The sequence below is a fragment of the Pseudomonas sp. FSL R10-2964 genome (assembly GCF_009600035.1).
In the GTDB taxonomy this organism is placed as follows: domain Bacteria; phylum Pseudomonadota; class Gammaproteobacteria; order Pseudomonadales; family Pseudomonadaceae; genus Aquipseudomonas; species Aquipseudomonas bubulae.
Window position 1 is genome coordinate 95168 of sequence record NZ_WIWH01000021.1, and the last position, 7247, is coordinate 102414.

Annotated in this window: 8 protein-coding genes; 4 read left to right on the plus strand and 4 right to left on the minus strand. The window is 57.2% G+C overall.

The genetic code is table 11. The features are described 5' to 3' along the window. Positions 1 to 18: 18 nt before the first annotated feature. Both treC and treP read right to left on the minus strand, forming a co-directional pair. Positions 19 to 1662: an alpha,alpha-phosphotrehalase gene (gene treC, locus GHN92_RS13825; RefSeq protein ID WP_133144821.1), complete on the minus strand. Its 1644-nt coding sequence runs from the start codon at positions 1660 to 1662 to the stop codon at positions 19 to 21. Between the two features lie 130 nt (positions 1663 to 1792). Then, entirely contained in the window at positions 1793 to 3235 is a 1443-nt protein-coding gene (treP, locus tag GHN92_RS13830; protein ID WP_133144820.1) for a PTS system trehalose-specific EIIBC component, read from the minus strand. Positions 3236 to 3430: 195 nt separating this feature from the next. On the opposite strand from treP, the gene treR reads away from it, so the two are divergent. Beyond that, the gene (gene treR / locus GHN92_RS13835) at positions 3431 to 4135 is read left to right on the plus strand and encodes a trehalose operon repressor (RefSeq protein WP_095001448.1); all 705 of its coding nucleotides are present in this window, start codon (positions 3431 to 3433) and stop codon (positions 4133 to 4135) included. A 43-nt stretch (positions 4136 to 4178) separates the two neighbouring features. On the opposite strand, the gene GHN92_RS13840 is transcribed toward treR, so the two are convergent. Both GHN92_RS13840 and GHN92_RS13845 read right to left on the minus strand, forming a co-directional pair. Then, the gene (locus GHN92_RS13840; RefSeq protein ID WP_095001449.1) at positions 4179 to 4835 is read right to left on the minus strand and encodes a trypsin-like peptidase domain-containing protein; all 657 of its coding nucleotides are present in this window, start codon (positions 4833 to 4835) and stop codon (positions 4179 to 4181) included. A gap of 302 nt (positions 4836 to 5137) precedes the next feature. Continuing rightward, positions 5138 to 5695 (minus strand): hypothetical protein, encoded by a 558-nt coding sequence (locus GHN92_RS13845; protein ID WP_133144819.1) that lies wholly within the window; start codon positions 5693 to 5695, stop codon positions 5138 to 5140. 116 nt (positions 5696 to 5811) lie between these two features. On the opposite strand from GHN92_RS13845, the gene GHN92_RS13850 reads away from it, so the two are divergent. The 3 genes from GHN92_RS13850 to GHN92_RS13860 are packed head-to-tail and all read left to right on the plus strand — an operon-like array spanning position 5812 to position 7043. Beyond that, on the plus strand, positions 5812 to 6123 hold the full coding sequence (locus GHN92_RS13850; protein WP_095018343.1) for a hypothetical protein: 312 nt from the start codon (positions 5812 to 5814) through the stop codon (positions 6121 to 6123). A 25-nt stretch (positions 6124 to 6148) separates the two neighbouring features. Then, the gene (locus GHN92_RS13855; RefSeq protein ID WP_133144818.1) at positions 6149 to 6475 is read left to right on the plus strand and encodes a hypothetical protein; all 327 of its coding nucleotides are present in this window, start codon (positions 6149 to 6151) and stop codon (positions 6473 to 6475) included. 25 nt (positions 6476 to 6500) lie between these two features. After that, positions 6501 to 7043, plus strand: coding sequence for a hypothetical protein (locus GHN92_RS13860; protein WP_133144817.1), 543 nt, complete (start codon positions 6501 to 6503; stop codon positions 7041 to 7043). Positions 7044 to 7247 lie beyond the last annotated feature (204 nt).

Sequence of the window (7247 nt, forward strand, 5' to 3'; positions counted from 1 at the left end):
TATGGGTAAAACCGGTAATCACTGCAGATGCAGGGCAAATGACTCATACGGACGCAGTGAAATCCGACTGCTGCGCACCGGGCAGTCGTCGTAGTTGCTGATCAGCAGCCGCTGGCTCATCCCCGCGTCAACCACACCTTCAGGCAGTTCGATATCGCAGGGTGTGCCATAGAAGTTGTTGATCACCAGCAGACTCTCGCCATCGCCCTGACGCACATAGACCCATACCTGCTTATGCTCGGGCAACAACAGACGATATACACCGTGTTGCAGCAAGGGCACTGCGCGGCGCAAGGCAATCAATTCGCGGTAGTGATGCAGCACCGAAGCCGGGTCATTGCGCTGGTCTTCAACGTTGATAAACGCCGCGTTGGCGGGGATGCCAATCCACGGTTCGACACTGCTGAAACCGGCATTGGCCTGATGATCCCATTGCATTGGCGTGCGGCCGTTGTCCCGTGACTTTTGCTTGATCGCAGCCATGCATTCGTCGTGAGGCACCCCGGCTTCGCGCTTGAGGCGATAGATATTCAGGGTTTCGACATCGCGATACTGCTCGATATGCTCGAACCCGGGGTTGGTCATGCCGATTTCTTCACCCTGATACACATAGGGTGTGCCTTGCAAAAAATGCAGCGCCGTGGCGAGCATTTTGGCCGAGACCACGCGGTGTTCACCGTCATCGCCAAAACGCGAAACCACACGCGGCTGGTCATGGTTACACCAGAACAGCGCGTTCCAGCCGCCACCGGCCTGCATACCAACCTGCCACTCCGAAAGAATGCCCTTGAGCTGCAGGAAATCGAAATCAGCCCGCACCCACTTCTGCATGTTCGGGTAATCGACTTTCAGGTGATGAAAATTGAAGGTCATCGACAGCTCCTGGCTGTCAGGGCGCGAGTAGCGGATGCAGTGCTCAAGGCTGGTGGACGACATCTCGCCGACGCTGACCAGATCGTGGCCGGCAAACACTTCGCGGTGCATCTCCTGCAGGTACTCATGCACGTTGGGGCCATCGGTATAGAAACGGCGGCCGTCGCTGTCGTCCTGGGGGAAATGCGCCGGTTTCGAGATCAGGTTGATCACATCCAGGCGAAAGCCACCCACGCCCTTGTCCCGCCAGAAGCACATCAGCTTGTAGACCTCGGCGCGTACCTTGGGGTTGTCCCAATTGAGGTCGGCCTGAGTGTGGTCAAACAGGTGCAGATAGTACTGGCCGGTTTGCGCCTCGTATTCCCAGGCCGAGCCGCCGAATTTGGACTCCCAGTTGTTTGGCTGGTCGCGCCAGATATAGAAGTCGCGATACGGGTTGTCGAGGCTGCTGCGCGCCTGCTGGAACCACTCGTGTTCGATGGACGTGTGATTGACCACGATATCAAGCATCAGCTTGAGGCCACGGGCACCGGCTTCGCGGATCAGCAGTTCGCAATCGGCCATGCTGCCGTAACTCGGGTCTATGGCGTAGTAATCGCTGATGTCATAGCCGTTGTCGCGCTGGGGCGAGCGCAGGAACGGCGTCAGCCACAGGTAATCGACGCCCAGCCACTGCAGGTAATCGAGCTTGTCGACCACCCCCCGCAAGTCACCGGTCGCGTTGCCCGCGTGGCTGCAAAAGCTTTTTGGGTAGATCTGATAGATCACTGAACGCTGCCAGTCTTGCATGGGGTGTTCCTTGCTTGGACGTTGTAGCCGCTGGTGCAGGCTGCAATAAGGGCCGCTGGACCGTCTATCAAGACGGGCAGCTTCGCAGCCCATCGCAGCCTTCGGCAGCGGCTACAGGAAAGTGGATGTGCTACGCGACGCGATAACCCGGACGAATGATTTTCAGGCTCAGGCCGCAGGTCAGGACAAACGGCACGACAATGGCCATCAACATGCCGATGACAAACATCGGGATGTACTGCGGAATGATCGAAATAAAGCCGGGCAAGCCGCCAACACCGATGGCCGAAGCCAGCACCTTGTTCAGCGACAGGAAAATGCTACCCAGCGCCGAGCCGATCAGCGCCGCATAGAACGGGAACTTGTAGCGCAGGTTGATCCCGAACATCGCCGGCTCCGTGATGCCAAAGTACGCCGAGACTGCAGAGGTAGAGGCCATGCTGCGCTCACGCACATTGCGGCTCATGTAGAACACCCCGAGCGCGGCGCTGCCCTGGGCCAGGTTGGACATGACGATCATCGGCCAGATAAAGGTGCCGCCGTGGTTGGCAATCAATTGCAGGTCCACGGCGAGAAACATATGGTGCATGCCGGTAATCACCAGCGGTGCATACAGCAGGCCGAAAATCATTCCGCCGAGCACCGGGGCCACGTCGAACAACAGCACTACGCCTTCGGTAATGAGGATGCCGAGGTGACGGGTCACCGGGCCAATGATCGCCAGCGCCAGCACCCCGGTGATGACGATGGTGGTAATGGGTACCACCAGCAATTGAATGGCATTGGGCACTCGCGCCCGTAGCCATTTCTCTATCACGCTCATCACATAGGCGGCCATCAGGATCGGCAGGATCTGCCCCTGGTAGCCCACTTTCTCGATCTGGAACAGGCCCAGGATATTGAAGTACGGCAGGCTCTGGCCCTCCAGCCCGGCCACGGCCTTGCCGTAGTTCCAGGCATTGAGCAGGTCAGGGTGAACCAGCATCAGGCCCAGCACAATGCCGAGGATTTCGCTGCCGCCAAATCGCTTGGCCGCCGACCAGCCCACCAGCGCGGGCAGGAATACAAAAGAGGTATTGGCCATGAGGTTGATCAGGCTCCACACCCCGTCCAGTTGCGGATAACCGTCGAGCAGGGTTTTGCCGTCGATAAACATGCCCTTGGCGCCGAGCAGGTTGTTAACCCCCATCAGCAAGCCGGCAATGATCAGGGCGGGCAGGATGGGCATAAACACATCTGAGAACACACGCACCAGACGCTGCATGGCGTTGGCCTTGTCGGCGCCCTGCTGCTTCACGTCGGCGATAGTGGCGGCTGCCAGGCCGGTCTGCTCACGCAGGGCGGCATAGACCTTCTCGACTTCACCGGGGCCGATCACCACCTGGTACAGGCCGCCCGTGAAAAAGGAGCCTTTGACCAGATCGATCTGGTTGAGGGTGGTGCTGTCGACCAGGCTTGGGTCCTTGAGGGCCAGGCGCAAGCGTGTGACGCAATGCGCGGCCTGCTCAACGTTGGCGGCACCACCGAGGCTGTGCAGCAGCTCGCGGGCGATCTGGGAATAGTCGTGGCTCATGCGTGGTCTCGCTTGAATTTTTATTATGGAGCGTCGCTGTGGCAGCACGCCGTAGCAAAAAAATACTCGTCTGTACGAGTTAAAGCAACAACTGGTACAGACGAGTTAGTGATTTTTCTGCCGCATACTTGCGCTGCCTTCCCTCCACCCCTTAAGGTTCCGGGCCCCGAGCCCAACCGGCATAGAGCCCTCGCCATGACCAAATACAATCAGATCTACACGGATCTGCTTGCCAGTATCACCACTGAACGCCTGGCCCGCGGCGCGCGCCTGCCGTCCGAAACCGAGTTGATGGCCAGCTATGGGGCCAGCCGCGGAACCGTGCGCAAGGCGATTGAACAACTGCAGGAGCGTGGATTTGCCCAGAAGATCCACGGCAAGGGCACTTTTGTATTGTCATCCAGCCCGATCGAGTTCCAGCTGGGCGGTATCGTCAGCTTTCAAGAGACCTACCCGCGCCTGGGCGGTAACGTCAGTACCGAAGTGGTGGAGTTCACCCGGTTCCCGCTCGAAGGCGCACTGTGCGAGAAGTTCGATGTTGCAGCGGGCAGCCTGATAACCCGCATCAAACGCGTGCGCCATATTGATGGCAAGCGGGTGATTCTGGACATCAACCATTTTGTCAGCGACCTGATTCCGGGGCTGGATCAGGCCATTGCCGAGCACTCGATCTATGCCTATATCGAGCAGACCCTGAATCTGCAGATCAGCTATGCCCAGCGCACCATCGAAGCGGTGCCGCGCAGCAAGGACGACCAGCAGCACCTGGACCTGGAGGGTCAGAGCCATGTGATCGTGGTGAGCAACCAGACGTTTCTACAGGATGGGCGCCAGTTCGAGTACACCGAGTCGCGGCATACGCTGGACAAGTTCTACTTTTCGGATGTGGCGCGGCGCTGACATCAAAAAAAGCACCCTCACCTTCCGGGGTGAGGGTGCTTTTTTACTTGGCCGCAAACTTCGACCCACGCCCCCCATCAAGCTGCGCCTGCAACATCCCCCATTCGCGGGCAACAATCGAATACGGGATAAAAATGCTCACTCTCTGCGCGCTCTTCAGCTCAGGCAACGTAATAGCACTGTTCAGGCTGGTCGAATAAAAACCGGCATTGATCCCCACCACGCAACCGTCACTGGCGATCACCGGCCCACCCGACATGCCCTTGACCAGCGGGGCATCATGAATGGCATACAGGTCACCGCTGTGATCTTCGGTATTGCTGAAGGGGGTTTTATACACTTTGCCCTTACCCGTCGTGGTCACAAGGTAAGGGCTCACGCCCACGGCCGTGATGCTCTCTCCCACCTGCGGCGCTCGCCATGCCGGGAAGTGGCCATTGGCTTTATGCTTGATAAAGACCAGATCGCAGCGTGTGCTGCAACGGTATGCAACGTTGGGGATAAACGGGGTATGCCCAGTGGTGACGGCGTAGTCCTCATTCCATTGCACGGCCGAGGCCATGTACATATACGGCATGGGAAAGCCTGAAAAGACGGGAAAGTAAGCTTCATTGACCGGCCCCGACAAGTCGGGCTTCACGAATCCGTTGCATCCTGCAGTGACAACTCCTATTAACAAGAAGGCCATGATCTTGATCATGATAAATCACCGACTTATAGGGAGGATGCGACTGGCTTTGATTGTCAGTATTTTGACTACAGCAAAAACAGCACGCCTAACCAATTGTTTTGGTTGAGGCATGTATTATTTATGGATGAGGTTTTAATAACGCGTATGAATCAATCGAACTAAGCTCAATTGCCATTTCGAGCAATTGCCACGTTCAAATAATTGGCGTCGGAAGTTTGATGATTCAGAACGCCGACCACAAAAAAAGCGATCAACAGTAAAGGTTGATCGCTTTTTTATATCAAGCCGGGCTCAAGGCCTTTCATGCACTATCAGTCTGCGGCGCCATCATTTTTGTGAGCGCCAACGGTCTTGCGTTCACCGGTTGGAGAAACTTCATACACGTTCATCACCCAAGTGTCAGCGATCACGGTTTCAACCACGTAATTCTTCTTGGCTTGCGGGGTGAATTGCTGCGCAACAGGCTGCTCTTTGTCGAACGGCGTAGGCATTGGAATACCGTTGAAGGTGAACTGCTTGGCCTTGACCGTCCCTTCCACGTGCACCACTTTGTCTGCATCGACCAGCTTGCTGATGCTGTCAGTGCCACCGCCAATTCGCTTCAGATAGGCCGGTATGCGCTTGAAGTAAGCAGTGTCATAAACACGATCACCCGCGTCATCCATTCGACCGTCGGAATACCCGTACATGTAACTGACAGGGTGATCACCCTCCCCGCCGATGGTACGGAAGGTCAAGCTGGCTTGATGGTCATTCATGACCAGTGGCACGACCGGCGTTGAAGTGAGATCACCCGCCTTACGGCTACTGCAACCGGTCATCACAAGGGCGAGTGTGATTGCTAACGGAACTGCCAGATAAGTTTTCATTCGATCCTTGAACAGTCTGAGTGAAGGACAGTATGGAACCATTTGTTGAATGAAAGTTCCCTATACGATGTTGGCGCATCACACTCTACCCGCGTCAAAACCCAAGGAAGAACGCCATGTTCACGAGGAGCCTGTTGCTGAGTTTTTGCGCTGTGTTACTGGTTGGCTGCACGGGAAGGGGCTTTCAACCACCACCCGGGGACTACACACAATGGTACAAAAAGGGGGTCACCCAATCAGGCGTCGACAACGCCATGCGTGCTTGCGGGTATACCAATCTTGATGGCGTGGGAGACACCTCGCCGATCGATGTTGTGCTGACGCGGTTCTACTGCATGAAGGACGCCGGGTTCAAGCGCAGGGATAAACTCGATCTGTGCAAGCAAGGCCGTATTGGCGAATCCCCGGTATGCGAAGGCCGCCGGTAAACCATTACCAAAAGGAAAACAGGGAATGAACGATCTACGCAACGGACTGTACGGCACCGTACTGGTGTTGGCGGCAGCAGCAATGGGTGGTTGCGCCTCCTCGGCCGCGATCACCGGCGAGCCTGGGGTAAACATGGGCGACAGCTATCAGAGTGTGCTCGCGGTGGTCAGCCGCAACAATACCGTGACCAAACAGGTCGATGGCCAAGGCTTCCGGGCCGAGGGTTACTCAGCGATGTTCAAGGACTGTCGCGTCAAATACTTCCTGTTCCAGGACGCCGATGGTTTGCAGCGCGTGACCTATGAACCTGCGCCGCATCTGTCAGTCAGCCAGAACTGCCGCCAGCCTTAACCTGCCCCTGCGAGTCGATTGCCTGATGAGACTGTTCACTGTAATCCCCGCCGTTCTGCTAGCGCTCAGCGGCTGCGGCCAGGTGGCAAACGTGCGTTCGCTGTCCACCGGCTACATCCCGCCACAGAGCGGCGAGACTGCCCGTATTCGCCTGCTCACCGACGGCCTGGTGCGCGCCGTGCCGGGGCGTGACTGCCTCGACTGGAATGTGCCCGGCGCGGGGGTGATGGCGTCGGCGAAATCCGGCTTCCCCGACCATAACGGTGAAAACCTCGGCATTGCCGGGCCGATCTATTCGTTGGCAGGTTCGGTCTCGTCAGAGCTGGTAGTGCCGGCGAACAAGCCGATCGCGCTCCATTACCTGGGGCGCCTGCAATATGCCCGGCAGTGTGCCAGGACGATGACCTTCGTACCTCGGCCCGGGGTGGATTACCGGGTGCAGGCATCGATGTCGGCGGACTGTTCATTCCTGCTGGATGAGCTTTCAGCTGACGGCATGCAATGGGTCGCTGTCGAACCGAAGCCTGATGGCAAGGTGTCGATGTGTCACGCGATGGATAACTTCTAGCCGAAATCAGCGCGGGTCCATTACCAAGCCACCTAAACACGGCGCCTGGCGATGCACAAAGCTGCCAGAATTTGCCAGACCCAAAAAGCCAAAAGCCCGCAATTAAGCGGGCTTCAGGGTGTTCTTGCTTGAATCGCCCCGGGTTTCCTAGACACTCTCCAGGCTCGCTGCGTAACGCTTTTCAAACTCTACCGGTGACAGCTG